The 16,897-nt window shown below is 73.0% G+C and carries 15 protein-coding genes; 7 read left to right on the top strand and 8 right to left on the bottom strand.

Annotated features, from left to right (window positions below):
• Positions 1-38: 38 nt before the first annotated feature.
• Positions 39-644, bottom strand: coding sequence for a TIGR03086 family metal-binding protein (locus tag ACFCV8_RS29710; protein WP_376688565.1), 606 nt, complete (start codon positions 642-644; stop codon positions 39-41).
• A gap of 36 nt (positions 645-680) precedes the next feature.
• Positions 681-1,742: an amidohydrolase family protein gene (locus tag ACFCV8_RS29705; protein WP_376688564.1), complete on the bottom strand. Its 1,062-nt coding sequence runs from the start codon at positions 1,740-1,742 to the stop codon at positions 681-683.
• Between the two features lie 135 nt (positions 1,743-1,877).
• Here ACFCV8_RS29705 and ACFCV8_RS29700 point away from each other — a divergent pair, with 135 nt between their 5' ends.
• Together ACFCV8_RS29700 and ACFCV8_RS29695 are read left to right on the top strand one after the other, a co-directional pair.
• Complete coding sequence (locus tag ACFCV8_RS29700; protein WP_376688563.1) at positions 1,878-2,870, top strand: fibronectin type III domain-containing protein; 993 nt, start codon at positions 1,878-1,880, stop codon at positions 2,868-2,870.
• Between the two features lie 141 nt (positions 2,871-3,011).
• Positions 3,012-5,300: a glycosyl hydrolase family 18 protein gene (locus ACFCV8_RS29695; protein WP_376688562.1), complete on the top strand. Its 2,289-nt coding sequence runs from the start codon at positions 3,012-3,014 to the stop codon at positions 5,298-5,300.
• A gap of 93 nt (positions 5,301-5,393) precedes the next feature.
• Here ACFCV8_RS29695 and ACFCV8_RS29690 read toward each other — a convergent pair whose 3' ends face one another.
• Positions 5,394-6,008, bottom strand: a complete 615-nt coding sequence (locus ACFCV8_RS29690; protein WP_376688561.1) for a TetR/AcrR family transcriptional regulator — start codon at positions 6,006-6,008, stop codon at positions 5,394-5,396.
• A gap of 111 nt (positions 6,009-6,119) precedes the next feature.
• Here ACFCV8_RS29690 and ACFCV8_RS29685 point away from each other — a divergent pair, with 111 nt between their 5' ends.
• Positions 6,120-7,397: an ABC transporter substrate-binding protein gene (locus ACFCV8_RS29685; RefSeq protein ID WP_376688560.1), complete on the top strand. Its 1,278-nt coding sequence runs from the start codon at positions 6,120-6,122 to the stop codon at positions 7,395-7,397.
• 73 nt (positions 7,398-7,470) lie between these two features.
• Here ACFCV8_RS29685 and aceB read toward each other — a convergent pair whose 3' ends face one another.
• Complete coding sequence (aceB, locus tag ACFCV8_RS29680; RefSeq protein WP_376688559.1) at positions 7,471-9,090, bottom strand: malate synthase A; 1,620 nt, start codon at positions 9,088-9,090, stop codon at positions 7,471-7,473.
• A gap of 233 nt (positions 9,091-9,323) precedes the next feature.
• Entirely contained in the window at positions 9,324-9,929 is a 606-nt protein-coding gene (locus tag ACFCV8_RS29675) for an NTP transferase domain-containing protein (RefSeq protein WP_376688558.1), read from the bottom strand.
• Between the two features lie 309 nt (positions 9,930-10,238).
• Here ACFCV8_RS29675 and ACFCV8_RS29670 point away from each other — a divergent pair, with 309 nt between their 5' ends.
• Positions 10,239-10,541, top strand: coding sequence for a DUF5955 family protein (locus ACFCV8_RS29670; RefSeq protein WP_376688557.1), 303 nt, complete (start codon positions 10,239-10,241; stop codon positions 10,539-10,541).
• A 17-nt stretch (positions 10,542-10,558) separates the two neighbouring features.
• Here the strand turns inward: ACFCV8_RS29670 and ACFCV8_RS29665 are convergent, their stop codons facing one another.
• A complete protein-coding gene (locus ACFCV8_RS29665) occupies positions 10,559-11,203 on the bottom strand; it encodes a response regulator (protein ID WP_376688556.1) in 645 nt (214 codons plus the stop codon).
• Positions 11,200-12,411 (bottom strand): sensor histidine kinase, encoded by a 1,212-nt coding sequence (locus tag ACFCV8_RS29660; RefSeq protein ID WP_376688555.1) that lies wholly within the window; start codon positions 12,409-12,411, stop codon positions 11,200-11,202. The genes ACFCV8_RS29665 and ACFCV8_RS29660 overlap by 4 nt, the downstream gene beginning before the upstream one ends.
• Before the next feature lie 110 nt (positions 12,412-12,521).
• Here ACFCV8_RS29660 and ACFCV8_RS29655 point away from each other — a divergent pair, with 110 nt between their 5' ends.
• Positions 12,522-13,610, top strand: a complete 1,089-nt coding sequence (locus ACFCV8_RS29655; RefSeq protein ID WP_376688554.1) for an ABC transporter permease — start codon at positions 12,522-12,524, stop codon at positions 13,608-13,610.
• The gene (locus ACFCV8_RS29650) at positions 13,607-14,287 is read left to right on the top strand and encodes an ABC transporter ATP-binding protein (protein WP_376688553.1); all 681 of its coding nucleotides are present in this window, start codon (positions 13,607-13,609) and stop codon (positions 14,285-14,287) included. Before ACFCV8_RS29655 ends, ACFCV8_RS29650 begins: the two co-directional genes overlap by 4 nt.
• A gap of 56 nt (positions 14,288-14,343) precedes the next feature.
• Here ACFCV8_RS29650 and ACFCV8_RS29645 read toward each other — a convergent pair whose 3' ends face one another.
• Positions 14,344-15,144 (bottom strand): IclR family transcriptional regulator, encoded by an 801-nt coding sequence (locus ACFCV8_RS29645; protein WP_376688552.1) that lies wholly within the window; start codon positions 15,142-15,144, stop codon positions 14,344-14,346.
• A 362-nt stretch (positions 15,145-15,506) separates the two neighbouring features.
• On the opposite strand from ACFCV8_RS29645, the gene allB reads away from it, so the two are divergent.
• Positions 15,507-16,850 (top strand): allantoinase AllB, encoded by a 1,344-nt coding sequence (allB, locus tag ACFCV8_RS29640; protein ID WP_376688551.1) that lies wholly within the window; start codon positions 15,507-15,509, stop codon positions 16,848-16,850.
• Positions 16,851-16,897: the final 47 nt, after the last annotated feature.

Here is a 16,897-nt window from a genome sequence, read left to right as displayed (position 1 = left end):
CCGCGGTACGGAGCGCGTCGGCCGGCCCTGGGCGGGGATCAGTCGCCGGGCCGCCAGTCCGGGCGGCGGCCGCTCATCGCCACCGCCCGGTCGAGCAGCGGGGCATCGGCCGGGACGGCGACGGGCGGGCCGAAGACACTCTCCGCCCTGGGCTTGCCCTCCGCGGGGGTCAGCAGGTCCAGGGCGGCGCGCAGGCTCGGCTCGTCCACGGCGTACTCCTGGCCGGTCGCCCGGGCCAGGTCCCAGCCGTGGATCACCAGCTCGTCCAGGACGACCAGCAGCGCCACCTCGCCCGGCAGGTCCACCCCGCCCGCCCTGGTCATCCCCTGCCGGGCGGCCGGATCGCGCCAGGCCGCCACCAGCTCGTCCAGCAGCGGCGGCAGGGTCGCGCGCCAGTCACCGGGAAGGACCGGGAGCCCCGCGTCCGGCGGGGTGTCGGTGGCCGGGCCGAGGTTCTTGCGGGCGGCGGCGAGGAAGGCCGTGCTCAGCCCGAGCACATGGGCCAGCAGCTCGCGCACCGCGTAGTCGGGGCAGGGGGTGGGGCCGTCCAGCTGCTGCTCGCCGATGCCGTCGAGCAGCCCGGCGATCCGCCGCGCCGCGGGTTCCAGGTCGATGGGGGCCGTGGGTGTCGTATCGATATCCATACCCTGTTGACTCCTCGTCGCCCCCGAACTCATCGCTCACCGCACGACGCGTCCGCGGAGCACGATCCGGTGCGGGTGGTTCAGCGTGCCCGGGTCCGCCACGGGATCGGTGGCGTACGCGACGAGGTCGGCGGGCGCGCCGTCCGTCAGGCCGGGCAGCCCGAGCCAGGCCCGCGCCGTCCAGGACGCGGCGCCGAGCGCGGCGTGGGCCGGCAGGCCGGCCCGTACCAGCCACTCCAGCTCGCCCGCGACCGTTCCGCAGGGGAAGGAGTCCGTCCCCGCCAGCACCGTCACCCCCGCCTCGTGGGCAGCGCGCACATGGCCGAGCATGCCGTCCCAGCCGGCCAGCCACAGATCACGGCGTACGCCCGGCTCCCGGGCCCGCATCGCGACCGCGCTCGCGCCGAAGGCGGCCAGCGTCGGCACGAACGCCGTGCCCTGCGCCGCCATCCGGTCCAGCAGGGCCGGGTCCAGATGCATGCCGTGCTCCAGGCTGTCGGCGCCCGCCAGTACCGCGTTGCGGGTGCCCTCGGCGGTCTGGCAGTGCACCGCCACCCGGCCGCCCGCCGCGTGCACCGCGTCCACCACCGCGGTCAGCAGCGGCAGTGGTACGGCCGGTTCGTCGGCCGCCCAGTCGCCCACGACCTTGCACCAGCCGGAGGAGGCCGTCGCCTCCTCCACGGCCGCCCGCACCAGCTCCGCCTCGCTCACATCGCGGCCGAAGCCGGGGAAGAACCGGCCGGGAGTGGCCAGCCACCGCCCCGCCGAGGCCACCCGGGGCAGCTCCGGGTCGTCGGCCACCCAGGCGGGCATCCGCCGCGCCGTGCCCGGGGTGCGCACCGCGAGCACCCCCGCGTCCCGGTGCTCCGTCAACTGCCTGCGCAGCAACTCCTCGTCGAACGGCGCGCCCGGCTCCGCCGCGCCCGGGTGGGTGTGCACGTCGACCAGCCCGGGCAGCAGCCAGCCGCCGTCGACGAGCCACTCCGCGTCCCGCCCGGCACGCCCGCCGGGCGGTGGTCCCGCGCGCAGCACCTCCCCGTCGATCCAGAACGTGCGCTCCTCGCGCTCCGGCAGCACCACACCTCGTACGCACAGCATCGGCCGACCGTACGTCAGGACCGGTGCGCCACGGCGAACGGGCGACGCACATCGGCACATTGCGGAAGGTTCCGCTCCACCCTCTTGTCGGCGGCCCCCGCACCGTGCGATACAGGTCTGGACCATTGCTGCCGGATGGAAGGCACGACCGTGCAACGCCCCCACGCAACCGCCGCGTTGGCCTGTTCCGCCGCCCTGCTCCTCGCCGCGCTCACCGCCTGTGACTCGGGACCCGGGCCGGACACGGCCGAACCGTCGGTCCCGCGCCGGGTGACGGCGCAGGCGAGCAGCGCCACCTCCGTACACGTCATGTGGGAGCGGTCCACCGACGACCGGGGTGTCACCGGCTACGAGATCTACCGCGCGGGACGGCTCGTCGCGTCGGTCCCGGCGGCCAAGGTGATGACCGACGTCGGCGGGCTGACCGCCTCGACCGCCCACACCTTCACCGTCCGGGCCCGCGACGCCGCCGGGAACCGTTCCGCGCCGAGCGCCGCCGTGCGCGTCACCACCCCCGCCCCGACCCCCGCCGACCACCGCGCGCCCACCCGGCCGACCTGGCTGCGCGGCACCGTGGACGGCAGCCGGTCGGTGATCCTCACCTGGGGCGGCTCGACCGACGACGTCGGCGTCACCGCCTACGACGTCTACCAGGAGGACTCCCGCATCCACAGCGTGCCCGGCACCGAGACCCGGGCCCGGCTGACCGGGCTGCGCCCCGGCACCGTCTACACCTTCACCGTCCGGGCCCGCGACGCGGCCGACACCTCCTCGCCGGACAGCGGCGCCGTCGACCTGACCACCCGTTCCGCCCCGGGCGCGCCCGCCAGTACCGCCCCCACCGACCTGCGCATCACCAACCGGGCCGAGGGCAAGGGGTACTCCGTCGAGCTGGACTGGCAGCAGCCCACGACCGGCGGCGAGATCCCCGCCTACCAGCTCTTCATGGACGGGAAACCGACCACCACGATCGTCTGGGGCGGCGCCCCGCCCAAGGGCCGGGCGAGCTACCGCCTCACCGTCCCCGACCCGCGCGGCACCCGCTACTCGATGAAGATCCGCGCCAAGCTGCCCGACGGGAAGTGGGGGGACTTCTCGGCGCAACGGACCGTGGTCCTCGGGGAGTAGCGGACTTTACCCGCGATTGGTCTGTACCTATTGACGAGTTGGTCCAGACCTTTTAGGTTCCGCTGTGCTCCATGGCACCAAGGAAGCATCCGGCTCCCCCTCAGGACCGCCTCACCGGTCCCTGCCCCAAGGGAGAACACCATGTTCGAGCACATGCCCCTCGGGCGGAGAACGGCGACCGCGCTCGTCGCCGTTCTCGGTCTGCTCCTCGCCCTGCTCTCGCTCCAGGCCGTCCCCGCCCACGCCGCGGGCAAGCTGACGGCCGTCTTCAGCTCGGCCGACAACGGCTCGTGGTGGAAGGGCACCTACGTCCTGCACAACGACACCGACACCGCCGTGACCGGCTGGAGCCTGGAGTTCGACCTGCCGAGCGGGGTCACCATCGACACCTCTTACAACGGCACCGTCACCACCCAGGGCAGCCACATCACCGCGGTCAACGCCCACTACAACGGCACCGTCGGCGCGCACAGCACCAGCGAGCCGTACAGCTTCTGGTTCGTGGCCAACGGGCCGATCGCCGAACCGTCCGGCTGCCGGATCAACGGCGACAAGTGCGACGGCGCGGCGGACGTGCCGCCCGGCGCGCCCGGCGGGCTGAAGCAGACCGACGTCACCGCCCGCACCGCCTCGCTGTCCTGGACGGCCGCCCGGGCCGGGGACTTCCCCGTGGCGTCGTACGACATCCTGGCCGACGGCAAGGAGGTGGGCTCGGCCACCGCGACGACCTCCGCCACCGTCACCGGACTGTCCCCGGCCACCGCGTACTCCTTCACGGTCCGGGCCAAGGACACCCGCGGCAACACCTCCGCCCAGAGCGCCCCGCTGACCGTCACCACCGTCGACCCGGCCACCGACACCTCCCCGCCCACCGCGCCGGGCACGCCGCACGCCACGGCGACCGACTCCTCGTCCGTCACGCTGGCCTGGACCGCCGCCACGGACAACCAGCGCGTCGCCGCCTACGACATCTACCGGGACGGGACGAAGGCCACCACCGTCTCCGGCACCACGACCACCGCCACCATCGGCGGACTCTCGCCCGCGACGTCGTACACCTTCACCGTCAAGGCCCGCGACGCCGCCGACAACGAGTCCCCGGCCAGCGCCGCGCTCAAGGTGAAGACCGACGACATCGCCGGCGCGGGCAACTACGCCAAGGTCGGCTACTTCGTCCAGTGGGGCATCTACGGCCGCCAGTACTTCGTCAAGAACCTGCACGACTCGGGCGCAGCCGACAAGCTCGACATCGTCAACTACGCCTTCGCCAACATCGACCCCAACAACCTGACCTGCCTGAACGGTGTCACCAAGGGCACCACCGCCGACCCGCAGGACCCCGAGCAGGGCACCGGCGCCGGTGACGCCGACGCCGACTACGCGCGCCCGTTCAGCGCCGCCCAGTCCGTCGACGGCGTCGCGGACGACGGCTGGGGAACCCTGCGCGGAAACTTCAACCAGCTCAAGAAGCTCAAGAAGCTCCACCCGAACCTGAAGATCGTCGTCTCGCTCGGCGGCTGGACCTACTCCAAGTACTTCTCCGACGTGGCGGCCACCGACGCGGCCCGCAAGAAGTTCGTCTCCTCCTGCATCGACATGTACATCAAGGGCAACCTGCCCTCGTACAACGGCGCGGGCGGCCCCGGCACCGCCGCCGGGATCTTCGACGGCTTCGACGTCGACTGGGAGTGGCCGGGCACCGGCACCGGGCACCCCGGCAACCACTACTCGCCCGACGACAAGGACAACCTGACCCTGCTGCTCGCCGAATTCCGCAAGCAGCTCGACGCCCTCGGCGGCGGCCACCGGCTGCTCACCGCCTTCACCCCCGCCGACCCGCAGAAGATCGACGAGGGCTGGGACCTGGGCAAGGTCTTCGACTCCCTCGACGTGGCGAACGTCCAGGGCTACGACTTCCACGGCTCCGGCAGCGACAACTCCTGGGAGCCCGACCGCACCGGCCACCAGGCCAACCTCTACAACGACGAGCAGGACCCCTACGACTTCCACTTCAGCGCGGACACCGCCATCAAGAAGTACACCGACGCGGGCGTCGAGCCCCGCAAGCTGACCCTCGGCATCCCGTTCTACGGGCGCGGCTGGCAGAACGTCACGGACGGCGGGGCCGCGGGCGAGTGGCAGCCGGCGGGCGGCGCCGCACCCGGCCAGTTCGCCGAGGAGGCCGGTACCCGCGGCTACGCCAACCTCATCGGCGCGTTCCCGACGATGACGGTCCACCACGACGAACAGTCGGTGTCGACGTACGGCTACACCGGCAACCAGTGGTGGTCCTTCGACGACACCTGGTCCATCGGCAAGAAGACGGACTACGTGAAGTCCAAGGGCCTGCTGGGCGCGATGGTCTGGGAGATGTCCGGGGACACCCCGCAGGGCACCCTGATGAACGCGCTCGACAACGGCCTGAAGTGACGGCGGACGCCCTCCGGTAGAACGCCGGGCCGGTACGCGCAGCCGCGGGGCTGCGTGTACCGCCCCTGTCGTGTTCCGGCGGGGGTGGCGGGATCAGAGGCCGCCCAGCACGCCCGCCGCGGCGACCAGACAGCGTTCGGCCAGGGCGGCGGGGCCCCGCGGCCCCTCGGCCGGGGCGTCGTCGGCCGCCCAGGTCTCCACCGCCGCGCGCACCGCCGCCCCGGCCACCCCGGCCATCAGCCGGATCTCCAGCGACCCCGCCCCGTCCGGAAGCCCGGCGCGCGCCGCGAGGACGACCGCCAAGGTGGCGTCCGCGTCATGGCAGGCGTCGTTCCACACCGACTGGAGAGCCGGGCTCTCCGCCCCCATCCGCAGCAGCGACCTCACCCACTCCAGCGACTCCGCGGCCGCCGTGTCACCGGGTGCCGGGGCCAGCGCGCGGGCCGCCGCGTGCCGCAGCGCGTCGGGCACCGAAAGGTCCGCGGGCGCGTCCCGCACCGCCTCCACCCACTGCCTGGCCCCGACCGCCAGGAGTGGGGTGATGGCCTCCTCCTTGGTCGCGAAGTAGCGGTAGAAGGTGCGCGGGGCGACACCCGCGGCGCGTGCGATGTCCTCGGCGCGCGTGGTCCGCAGCCCCCGCTCCACGAAGAGCGCCGCCGCCGTACGGGCGATGTCGAGCCGGGTCGCGGCCTTGCGCCGCTCTGTCAACGAGCCACCGTGCATGCCGCCCAGGTTATGTCCTGACGCCACCGCAACCGGCAGGCAGATATTGCCCATGTGGCAGAATCTGCCAGGAGTGCAGGGCAGGACGAGCAAGAGGTGGCAAGAGCGGTGCGTCGGCGGCAGTTCCTTCTCAAGACGGCCGGCCTGGCCGGCACCACGGCGGCGCTCGGGCTCACCGGCTGTTCGTCGGGCAAGGACGTGAAACTCCATCTGCTCGTGGCCAGTTACGAGAAGAGCATCGGTGCCTCGCTCGGGGACCAGTGGGACGACGTCGTCACCGCCTTCGAGAAGGAGAACCCCCGGATCCGGATCGAGCTGGAGCGGGTCTCGTACACCAAGATCGACAAAGTGCTCGCCCAGCGGGTCGAGGAGGGCCGGGCGCCCGACATCGCGCAGTCCAACATCTTCGCGCCGTACGCCGAGGACGGCCGCCTCTACAGCATGGCCGAGCTGTTCAACATCTCCACCCAGGCCGACTTCATCCGCTCCTTCACCGAGGCCGGCACGGTCGACATCGCCACGTACGGCATCCCCTTCCTCGCCAGCACGCCCCGGCTCTTCTACAACAAGGAGCTCTTCCGGCGGGCCCGCGTCACCGCCCCCACCTCCTGGGCCGAGCTGCGGAAGGCCGCCGAGGGGCTGAAGGCGATCGGGGTGCGGACGCCGTACGGGCTCCAGCTCGGGCCCGAGGCCGCCGAGGACGAGATGCTGACCTGGGTGCTCGGGAACGGCGGCGGGTTCACCGGGGAGTCGGGGGAGTACGACTTCGAGAAGCCGGAGAACGCCGAGGCGCTGACCTGGCTGCGGGACGAGCTGGTCGCGCCGGGGCTGGCCGGCGCCGACCCGTCGAAGCTCAACCGGACCGACGCGTACGCGCAGTTCATGCGGGGGCAGATGGGCATGCTGGTCGGCCACCCGATGCTGATGGGCGCCGCAGACCAGGCGAAACTCCCCTACGCCCACGTCGCGTTCCCCAAGAAGGACGGCGGTGAGGCCCCGCCGGTGGGGATCAGCGACTGGCTGATGGCGTTCAAGCGGGGCGACCACCGCAAGGAGTGCGGCACCTTCCTCTCCTACCTCTACGGCGGCAAGTCCGCCGAGGCGTACGGCGGCGGCGCGTCCGCGCTGCCGGTGACGTACTCCGCCTCCGACGCGGCGACCGGCCAGGCGGAGGACCAGCCGCTCACCCCGTTCATCGAGCAGCTCACGGAGGCGGAGTTCTCCCCGGTCAACCTGCGCTCCTGGCCCACCGTCCGGGGCGCCATCCGTACCGAGGCCGCACGGGCGGTGATGCACGGCGGCGACCCCGCGACCGTGCTCGCCTCGCTCGACGCCTCGGCCGTCAAGGCGGACATGGCGGCATCCGCCTCCTGACCCCGGTCCCCGGACGCACCTCCGCCCCGGCGCTGTGCGTGCCGGGGCGGAGGTGTGCCGGTGTACGGGCCGGTCAGCCCAGCTGCTCGTACGCCGGGAGGGTCAGGAAGTCCGCGTAGTCCTGGTCGAGTGCGACCTGGAGCAGCAGGTCGTGGGCCTGCTGCCACTTGCCCGCGGCGAAGGCCTCCTCGCCGATCTCGGCACGGATCGCGGCGAGTTCACCGGCCGCGACCGTGCGGGCCAGCTCCGCCGTGGCGTGCTCGCCGTTCTCGAAGACCACGTCCGCGTTGATCCACTGCCAGATCTGCGAGCGGGAGATCTCCGCGGTGGCGGCGTCCTCCATCAGGTTGAAGATGGCGACCGCGCCCAGTCCGCGCAGCCATGCCTCGATGTAACGGATGCCGACCGCGACCGCGTTGCGCAGCCCCTCGGAGGTCGGCCTGGCGTCCAGGGTGTCGATGGCGATCAGGTCGCCCGCGGCCACCGAGACGTCCTCGCGCAGCCGGTCCTTCTGGTTCGGCTTCTCGCCGAGCACCGCGTCGAAGGAGGCCATGGCGATCGGGACCAGGTCCGGGTGGGCGACCCAGGAGCCGTCGAAGCCGTCGTTCGCCTCGCGGTCCTTGTCGGCCTTGACCTTCTCGAACGCGACCTTGTTGACCTCGGCGTCGCGGCGGGAGGGGATGAACGCGGCCATGCCGCCGATGGCATGCGCGCCGCGCTTGTGGCAGGTGCGCACGAGCAGCTCGGTGTACGCCCGCATGAAGGGGGCGGTCATCGTCACCGCGTTGCGGTCCGGCAGGACGAACTTGGTGCCGCCGTCGCGGAAGTTCTTGACGATGGAGAAGAGATAGTCCCAGCGTCCCGCGTTCAGCCCCGAGGCGTGGTCGCGGAGCTCGTAGAGGATCTCCTCCATCTCGTACGCGGCGGTGATCGTCTCGATCAGCACGGTGGCGCGGACCGTGCCCTGCGGGATGCCGACGTAGTCCTGGGCGAAGACGAAGATGTCGTTCCAGAGGCGGGCCTCCAGGTGCGACTCCGTCTTCGGGAGGTAGAAGTACGGGCCCTTGCCGAGGTCGATCAGGCGCTGGGCGTTGTGGAAGAAGTAGAGCCCGAAGTCGACCAGCGCGCCGGGCACCGGGGTGCCGTCGAGCTGGAGGTGACGCTCGTTCAGGTGCCAGCCGCGGGGGCGGGCCACGACCGTGGCGAGCTCCTCGGCGGGCTTCAGGGCGTACGACTTGCCGGTCCGCGCGTCGGTGAAGTCGATCTCGCGGCGGTAGGCGTCCATCAGATTGAGCTGGCCGAGGATGACGTTCTCCCAGGTGGGGGCGGACGCGTCCTCGAAGTCGGCGAGCCAGACCCGCGCGCCCGAGTTCAGCGCGTTGATCGTCATCTTGCGGTCGGTCGGACCGGTGATCTCCACCCGGCGGTCGTTCAGCGCGGCCGGGGCCGGGGCGACCTTCCAGGAGTCGTCCGCGCGGACCGCCGCCGTCTCGGGCAGGAAGTCCAGCGTGGAGGTACGGGCGATCTCGGCGCGACGCTCACCGCGGCGGGCGAGCAGTTCGTCACGGCGGGGCGTGAACCGCCGGTGCAGCTCGGCCACGAACGCGAGGGCCGCGTCGGTCAGGACCTCGTCCTGCCGGGGCAGGGGCTCGGCATCGACGATGGCCAGCGGGGACGGCGCTGGTGCGGACATGAGCGGTCACTCCTTCAGCGGGCGGTGCGGGCGGCGCCTCGGGCCGCCGGGGCGCCTGGAATGGCACGGCGTGCCAGGGCTCCGGGATACGGGTGTGGAGGCCGTCTGGGGTGCAGAGGGCTTCTGATCAGTGGATATTAGTTTCCTCATGGTGGAAGTTCAATGGTTTGTTGATGTCGAGATTCTCCGGGTCGACAGAAGTGGCCCCGCGCTGGCGCAGCGTGCCAGCGCCGTCACCGGAGGTGTTCCAGGTCCGCCTCCGTGTCGATGTCGTACGCCTCGGCCACATCGGAACACTCGACGAGCGTGATCGCATCGCGGTGCGCCCGCAGAAACCCCCGGGCGCCCCGGTCGCCCACCGCCCCCGCCGCGACCCGGGCCCACAGCTCCGCCCCGAACAGCACCGGATGACCGCGCTCCCCGCCGTACGCCGCCGCCGCGATCCCGCCCCGCGAGGGATGGGCCCTGCGTACCCGGGCCACCGCCTCGGCCCCGATGCCCGGCTGGTCGACCAGGAGGACGAGCACCGCGTCCGCCCCGGAGCCGGCCAGCGCCGCCAGCCCGGCGCGCAGCGAGGAACCCATGCCCTCGGCCCATCCGGGATTCACCGTCACCCCGCAGCCGCCGAGCTCCGCCCGCTCCAGGACCGTGTCCGCGGCCGCGCCCAGCACCACCTGGACCGGGTCGCAGCCGCCCTCCCGGAGCACCCGCACCGCGTGCTCCACCAGGGGGCGGCCATGGTGTTCGAGCAGGGCCTTGGGCCGGCCGCCCAAGCGCCGCCCGCCGCCCGCGGCGAGCAGCAGCCCGGCGACGCGCGGCGGTGTCGTTGTCGCAGTCATGCGGCCTGGATACCCCAACGGCCCCGGCCGCGCACCCCGCGTGCCTCTCCCGCGGCCCCCGATCGCGCTTCGCGCACCCTTCGCACACCCTTCGCGTAAGCAAGCGCGGAACCCCGCGGACCGGAACGGTGTCCACCGGACGACATGGAGATCACCCTTACGGGAGACCCCGAATTCGGTCCGTGGAGTGGCGCTCGGTACCTGTCATGGCGTTAACTTGCGCGCACGCCCGGATACTTGACCATGCTGCGTCGACCGGTCGGAACACCGGCACAAAGATGTGCAAGGGGGAGTGCTTTGTTGCGAAGCGTGGGACAGAAGCGGGTCACCGGCAGCGCCGAGGACCCGAGGGTGAGCGAGCTGCGCACGGCCGTCTCCCGGCTGCGTCGCGCCCTGGCCGGGCACCCCGCGGAATTCCCCGACCGGAGCATCGCCGAGGACGAACTGGCGGCGCTGGACGCGATGGCGACGCAGGGTGTCCCCGAGATCGCCAGGATGCGCCGTTCCCTGCTGCTGATCGCTGGCTCGATCGGATCGGTCAGCGCCCTGGCCGCCGCCCTGCGGGACGTGCGGGTCGCCGTCGATCTCTTCGGCGAGCCGCCGCGCGGCTGAGGCAGTCCGCCGCCGGGTCAGCGGCGGATGAGCCGGCGGGCCGTCGCCGCCGCGACCGCCGAGGTGCGCGAGTCCACGCCCAGCTTGGCGTAGATGTGCACCAGGTGTGACTTCACCGTCGCCTGGCTGAGGAAGAGCCGCTTGCTGATCTGCAGGTTCGACAGCCCCTCGCCGACGAGTTGCAGCACTTCCAGCTCACGCTTGGTGAGCGCCTCCGCGGGCGTGCGCATCCGGTCCATCAGACGGTGCGCGACGGCCGGAGCGAGCGCCGAGCGGCCCGCCGCGGCGGTACGCACCGCCGCCGCCAGCTCCTCCGGCGGGGCGTCCTTCAGCAGATAACCGGCGGCCCCCGCCTCGACCGCCGCCAGGATGTCGGCGTCCGAGTCGTACGTGGTCAGGATCAGCACCCGGGGGGCGTCCGGACGGGCCGTGATCGCCGCGGTGGCCTGCGAGCCGTGCATGCCCGCACCGAACTGCAGGTCCATCAGCACGACGTCGTAGCCGCCGGCCGCGGCCAGCTCGACGGCCTGCTCGGCGGTGGCGGCCTCACCGGCCACGACCAGGCCGGGCTCGGCGTCGAGCACGGCCCGCAGCCCCGCCCGTACCACCGGGTGGTCGTCGGCGAGCAGCAGCCGGACGGGGGCGGCGGGGGAGGTGTTCATGCGGCGTCCTGTCCTGGCCGGCCGTCGGGGAGGGGGAGCGGAAGGGTGAGGGCGACGGCGGTGCCCTGACCGGGGCCCGATTCGACGCTGAGTGTGCCGCCCAGCGAACGGGCCCGGGCCCGCATCGCGGGCAGGCCGAAGCCCCCGGTGTCGCGGTCCGCCGCGGCCGGGCCGAGCCCCGGGGTGAACCCCCGGCCGTCGTCGACCACGTCCAGCGAGACCGAGGTGCCCATGAAGCTCAGGGTGATCTCCGCGCGCCCGGCGTCGGCGTGCCGCACCGTGTTGGCCAGCGCCGACTGGGCGGTGCGCAGCAGTGCCACCTCGTACGGGGTGGGCAGCTCCACCGGTGTGCCGCTCACCGCGAACTGCACGGTGAGGCCGGGGCCCGTCGTACGGGACGAAAGGCGCTCCAGTGCGGCGGCCAGTGAGCCGTTCGCCAGATCCGGCGGTGACAGGGCGCGGACGAAGCGGCGGGCCTCGGCGAGGTTCTCCTGGGCGGCCTCGCGGGCCCGGCGCACATGCGCGGTGGCGGGGGCATCGTCGGGCAGGGTGCGCTCGGCGGCGCGCAGCAGCAGCTGGATGCTGGAGAGGCCCTGGGCGAGGGTGTCGTGGATCTCGCGGGCCAGCCGCTCCCGCTCGGCGAGGGTGCCCGCGGTGCGCTCCGCCTCGGCCAGCTCCGCCCGCGTCGACATCAGCTCCTCGATGAGCTGACGGCGCCGCTCGCTCTCCCGGAACAGCGCCTCGTAGCCGAGGACCGTCGCCACCGCGACCGCCGCGCCGAGCAGCGGTCCGATGAAGGTGCCCGGGTTGACGGCCTGGCCGTGCCAGAGGAAGCAGGCGATGGCGGCGGCCGCGGTGACCGCGACGACGGGCAGCGCCCAGCGGGTCGGCAGCAGGTGCAGCTGGAGGAAGTAGAGCGGGAAGGCCACCCAGAGCGCTTCCGGGGACAGGACGAGCAGCGCCAGCCACACCGCGCCCAGCAGCGCCAGCCACACCGCCGCAGCCCTGGTGCGCGGCTGTACGGCGGGCGCGAGCGCGCCCGCCGCGTACAGGGCGGCCATCAGACAGGCGACCACGACGACGGCACCGGCCCGCGGCGCGTCGTCGCCGACGGCCCGTACGACCGCGAGCGCCAGCAGCCCGGCCAGCAACGCGTGCAGGCAGAGCCGCAGCGCGGTGGCGACCGGGGGGTGGGTACGGGAGTCCATGATGCGTCCAGCGTAGACGCGGGGTACCGGGGGCCGGTCAATCGAAAGGTTGATGTCGGGCCCCACCCGGGTGCGATGTCTCCGGGGGCCCGGACGACGAGGCTGGGGGCATGTTCGTCGCATGGAGAGATCTCCGTTTCGCCAAGGGCCGGTTCGCGCTCATGGGCACGGTCGTGGTGCTGATCACGCTGCTCGTGGGTCTGCTGTCCGGTCTCACCGCGGGTCTGGCCCGGGAGAACACCTCGGCCGTCACCGGGCTGGCCGCCGACCACCTGGCCTTCGCCGCCCCGCCCGACGGCCGCTCGGTGTCCTTCACCGACTCGGTCGTCGATGAGCGCGCCTGGCGGAGCTGGGCCGGGCGCCCGGGGGTGGAGGCCGCCCAGCCGCTCGGCATCCGCACCCTCAACGCCGCGGGCCGGGGCGGGCACACCTCGGCGGTCTCCGCGTTCGGGGTCGAGCCGGACGGGGGCCTGACCCCGCCCGGCACCCGGGTCGGTGCCGGGCGGGTGGTCCTCTCCGAGGGGGCCGCCGACGATCTGGCGGCCGGGCCCGGTGACCGGCTGCGGCTGGGCTCCACGGAGGTCACCGTCGCCGCCGTCGCGGGCGACGCCTCCTACAGCCACACCTCGGTGGTGTGGGTCTCGCTCGACGACTGGCAGCACCTGGGCGGCGACGGCGGCGGCCGGGGGCCGCACGCCACGGTGATCGCCCTGACCACCGGCGGCGGCGCCGATCTCGCCGCGGGCGACAAGGCGGCGGGCACCAGCACGCTCTCGCGCGCCGACTCCCTCACCGCGATCGGCTCCTACCAGGCCGAGAACGGCTCGCTCCAGCTGATGCGCGGTTTCCTCTTCGCCATCTCCGCCCTGGTCATCGGGGCCTTCTTCACCGTCTGGACGATCCAGCGCAGCGGTGACGTCGCCGTGCTGAAGGCGCTCGGCGCCTCCACCCGCTACCTGCTGCGCGACGCGCTCGGGCAGGCCGTGGTGATGCTCGCCCTCGGCACCGGCGCGGGCACCGCGCTCGCCGCCGGGATCGGCGCCCTGATCAGCGGCGGAGCCGTGCCGTTCGTCCTCGACCCCTCGACCGTGCTGGTGCCGGCCGCCGTGATGATCGTCCTCGGCGCGCTCGGGGCGGCCCTGTCCATCCGGCGGATCACCGCCGTCGACCCGCTCACCGCACTCGGGAGTGCCCGATGACCCTCACCCTCTGCGACGTCACCCTCACCTACCCCGACGGCGACGGCCGGCTCACCGCTCTCGACCGGGTCTCGCTGGAGGTTCCCGCGGGCACGCTCACCGCGGTGGTCGGGCCGTCCGGCTCCGGCAAGTCCAGCCTGCTCGCGGTGGCGGCGACGCTGGTCACCCCCGACTCCGGCCGGGTGGAGGTCGCGGGCCGGGAGACCTCCGGCCTGGACCGGGCGGCGCAGGCGGAGCTGCGGCGCGCGCACATCGGGATCGTCTTCCAGCAGCCGAACCTGCTGCCCTCGCTCACGGCCGCCGAACAGCTCCAGGTGATGACCCACCTCTCGGGCGGCGCGGTACGCCGGTCCCGGGAACGGGCGATGGAGCTGCTGGACGCGGTCGGCCTCGCGGACCAGGCCGGGCGCAGGCCCCATCAGCTCTCGGGCGGCCAGCGGCAGCGGGTCAACATCGCGCGGGCCCTGATGAACGAACCGGAGGTGCTGCTCGTGGACGAGCCGACCAGTGCCCTCGACCACGAGCGGGGAGCCGCCGTGCTCGACCTGCTGGTGAGGCTGGTCCGGGAGCGGTCAACAGCGACGGTGCTGGTCACCCACGACCGGACCCATCTGGACCGGGTGGACCGCACGGTCCGGATGGACGACGGGCGCCTGACCGTGCCCGAGCCGGTCTGACCCCGCGGGGACAAGGAAGGAGGGGGCGGCCGCCCGGCCGCCCCCTCCCGGCGTGCTCAGCCCGTGGTGCCGCTGCTCGCCAGCGCCTCGGAGAGGTCGCGCGCCGCCTGCTGGAGGATCGGCACGATCCGCTCCGTCGCGGCGTCCGTCACCCGGCCCGCCGGACCGGAGATCGAGATCGCGGCCGAGGTGGGGGAGTCCGGCACGGAGACCGCCAGGCAGCGGACCCCGATCTCCTGCTCGTTGTCGTCGACCGCGTAACCGACCCGGCGGACCTGCTCCAGCGCGTCCAGGAAGCCCTCGGGCGTGGTGATCGTCTTCTCGGTGGCGGCGGGCATGCCGGTACGGGCGAGCAGGGCGCGCACCTCCTCCGCGGGCGTATGGGCCAGCAGTGCCTTGCCGACCCCGGTGGAGTGCGGCAGCACCCGGCGGCCCACCTCGGTGAACATGCGCATCGAGTGCTTGGAGGGCACCTGGGCCACGTAGACGATCTCGTCGCCGTCGAGCAGTGCCATGTTCGCGGTCTCGCCGGTCTCCTCGACCAGCCGCGCCAGGTACGGGCGGGCCCAGGTGCCGAGCAGTCGGGACGCGGACTCACCGAGCCGGATCAGCCGGGGGCCCAGCGCGTAGCGCCGGTTGGGCTGCTGGCGCACGTATCCGCAGAGCACCAGCGTGCGCATCAGGCGGTGGATGGTGGGCAGCGGGAGCCCGCTGCTCGCGGAGAGCTCGCTCAGCCCGACCTCGCCCCCCGCGTCCGCCATCCGCTCCAGCAGATCGAAGGCTCGCTCAAGGGACTGCACACCACCGCTCGGCGCGGCGGGCTTGGAGTCGGATGTGCTGGCGTGGGACGGCGGCACGTCAACGGTCCTTTCGAGGCGGAAGAGCGGGTGCCCCGCCCGGCGAGGCACCCAGCAGCCTACCGGGCGGTTCCCGGTCGGCGCACTGCTCCGGGTGCGGAGTCCTGGCCGGTCAGGGACCGTTTGTCCCGGTGTCGGCAGGAGGAGGGGCGGCGTCCGGGGGCCGCACTGGTTCCATGCTACATTCCATACTACGAAAGTTGACTTCTACTTTGTGGAAATCTACAGATGCGAGTGAGGGGCGTCCGTGCGGCGGCCCGGTGCGGGGGCCAGGGTCTTGACGGGTTCGCGGCCCGAGTGAAAACTCCTTCAACAGTTCGTTGAATTCTTCAGCGTTCGAAGGCCCGAAGTGAGGAGCACGGATGTCCGGTGCGGACGTGAACCTGGTACTGCGCTCGACGCGTGTCGTCACCCCGGACGGGACGCGCCCCGCCGCGGTCGCCGTCGCCGGCGGGAGGATCGACGCCGTCCTGCCGTACGACGCCGAGGTGCCGGCCGGTGCCCGGCTGGAGGACTTCGGCGACGACGTCCTGCTGCCCGGGTTCGTCGATACCCATGTCCATGTGAACGACCCGGGCCGCACCGAGTGGGAAGGCTTCCACACCGCCACCCGCGCGGCGGCGGCGGGCGGCATCACCACCCTGCTCGACATGCCGCTCAACTCGCTGCCCCCGACCACCACCGTCGACCACCTGCGCACCAAGCAGCGGGTCGCCGCACCGAAGGCCCACATCGACACCGGCTTCTGGGGCGGCGCGATCCCCTCCAACGTCAAGGACCTGCGACCGCTGTACGAGGCCGGGGTGTTCGGCTTCAAGTGCTTCCTGTCGCCCTCAGGCGTCGAGGAGTTCCCCGAGCTCGACCAGGAGCAGCTGGCCCGGTCCATGGCGGAGATCGCCGGATTCGGCGGCCTGCTGATCGTGCACGCCGAGGACCCGCGCCACCTGGCCGCCGCCCCGCAGCGCAGCGGCCCCGCGTACGCCGACTTCCTCGCCTCCCGGCCGCGCGACGCCGAGAACACCGCGATCGAGGGCCTGATCGCGCACGCCAGGCGGCTGGACGCCCGGGTCCACGTCCTGCACCTGTCCTCCGGCGACGCCCTGCCGATGATCGCCGCCGCCAAGCGCGAGGGCGTACGGATCACGGTCGAGTCCTGCCCGCACTTCCTCACCCTCACCGCCGAGGAGGTCCCGGACGGCGCCACCGAGTTCAAGTGCTGCCCGCCGATCCGGGAGGCCGCCAACCAGGACGCGCTGTGGGCGGGGCTGGCCGACGGGACGATCGACTGCATCGTCTCCGACCACTCGCCCTGCACCACCGACCTGAAGACCCCCGACTTCGCCTCCGCCTGGGGCGGGATCTCCTCCCTCCAGCTCGGCCTGCCCGCCATCTGGACCGAGGCCCGCAGGCGCGGCCACTCGCTCGACGACGTCGCCCGCTGGATGTCGGCCGCCCCCGCCGCGCTGGCCGGGCTGCACCGGAAGGGCGCCATCGAGGCCGGGCGCGACGCCGACTTCGCGGTGCTGGCCCCCGACGCGACGTTCACCGTCGACCCGGCCGGACTCCTCCACCGCAACCAGGTCACCGCGTACGCCGGGAAGACCCTGTACGGAGTGGTGCGCTCGACCTGGCTGCGCGGCGAGCGGATCGCCGCCGACGGCACGGTCGGCGCCCCCACCGGACGGCTCCTGGAACGCGAGCACTGACCGCGTCTCACCGGCCCCGCCCCGCCCGCCGTCCGGCCAGGTCGGAC

It is taken from the genome of Streptomyces sp. NPDC056347 (assembly GCF_042262625.1).
Lineage (GTDB): Bacteria > Actinomycetota > Actinomycetes > Streptomycetales > Streptomycetaceae > Streptomyces.
The sequence above is the reverse complement of the archived record's forward strand: the minus strand, read 5'-3'. Positions and strand labels throughout refer to the sequence as shown.

Bases quoted from the DNA above. Each gene is read 5' to 3' on its own strand.
- aceB (WP_376688559.1), bottom strand. From the start codon at position 9,090: ATGTCCGCACCAGCGCCGTCCCCGCTGGCCATCGTCGATGCCGAGCCC.
- ACFCV8_RS29665 (WP_376688556.1), bottom strand. From the start codon at position 11,203: ATGAACACCTCCCCCGCCGCCCCCGTCCGGCTGCTGCTCGCCGACGAC.
- ACFCV8_RS29675 (WP_376688558.1), bottom strand. From the start codon at position 9,929: ATGACTGCGACAACGACACCGCCGCGCGTCGCCGGGCTGCTGCTCGCC.
- ACFCV8_RS29655 (WP_376688554.1), top strand. From the start codon at position 12,522: ATGTTCGTCGCATGGAGAGATCTCCGTTTCGCCAAGGGCCGGTTCGCG.
- ACFCV8_RS29700 (WP_376688563.1), top strand. From the start codon at position 1,878: ATGGAAGGCACGACCGTGCAACGCCCCCACGCAACCGCCGCGTTGGCC.
- ACFCV8_RS29710 (WP_376688565.1), bottom strand. From the start codon at position 644: ATGGATATCGATACGACACCCACGGCCCCCATCGACCTGGAACCCGCG.
- allB (WP_376688551.1), top strand. From the start codon at position 15,507: ATGTCCGGTGCGGACGTGAACCTGGTACTGCGCTCGACGCGTGTCGTC.
- ACFCV8_RS29660 (WP_376688555.1), bottom strand. From the start codon at position 12,411: ATGGACTCCCGTACCCACCCCCCGGTCGCCACCGCGCTGCGGCTCTGC.
- ACFCV8_RS29705 (WP_376688564.1), bottom strand. From the start codon at position 1,742: ATGCTGTGCGTACGAGGTGTGGTGCTGCCGGAGCGCGAGGAGCGCACG.
- ACFCV8_RS29695 (WP_376688562.1), top strand. From the start codon at position 3,012: ATGTTCGAGCACATGCCCCTCGGGCGGAGAACGGCGACCGCGCTCGTC.
- ACFCV8_RS29650 (WP_376688553.1), top strand. From the start codon at position 13,607: ATGACCCTCACCCTCTGCGACGTCACCCTCACCTACCCCGACGGCGAC.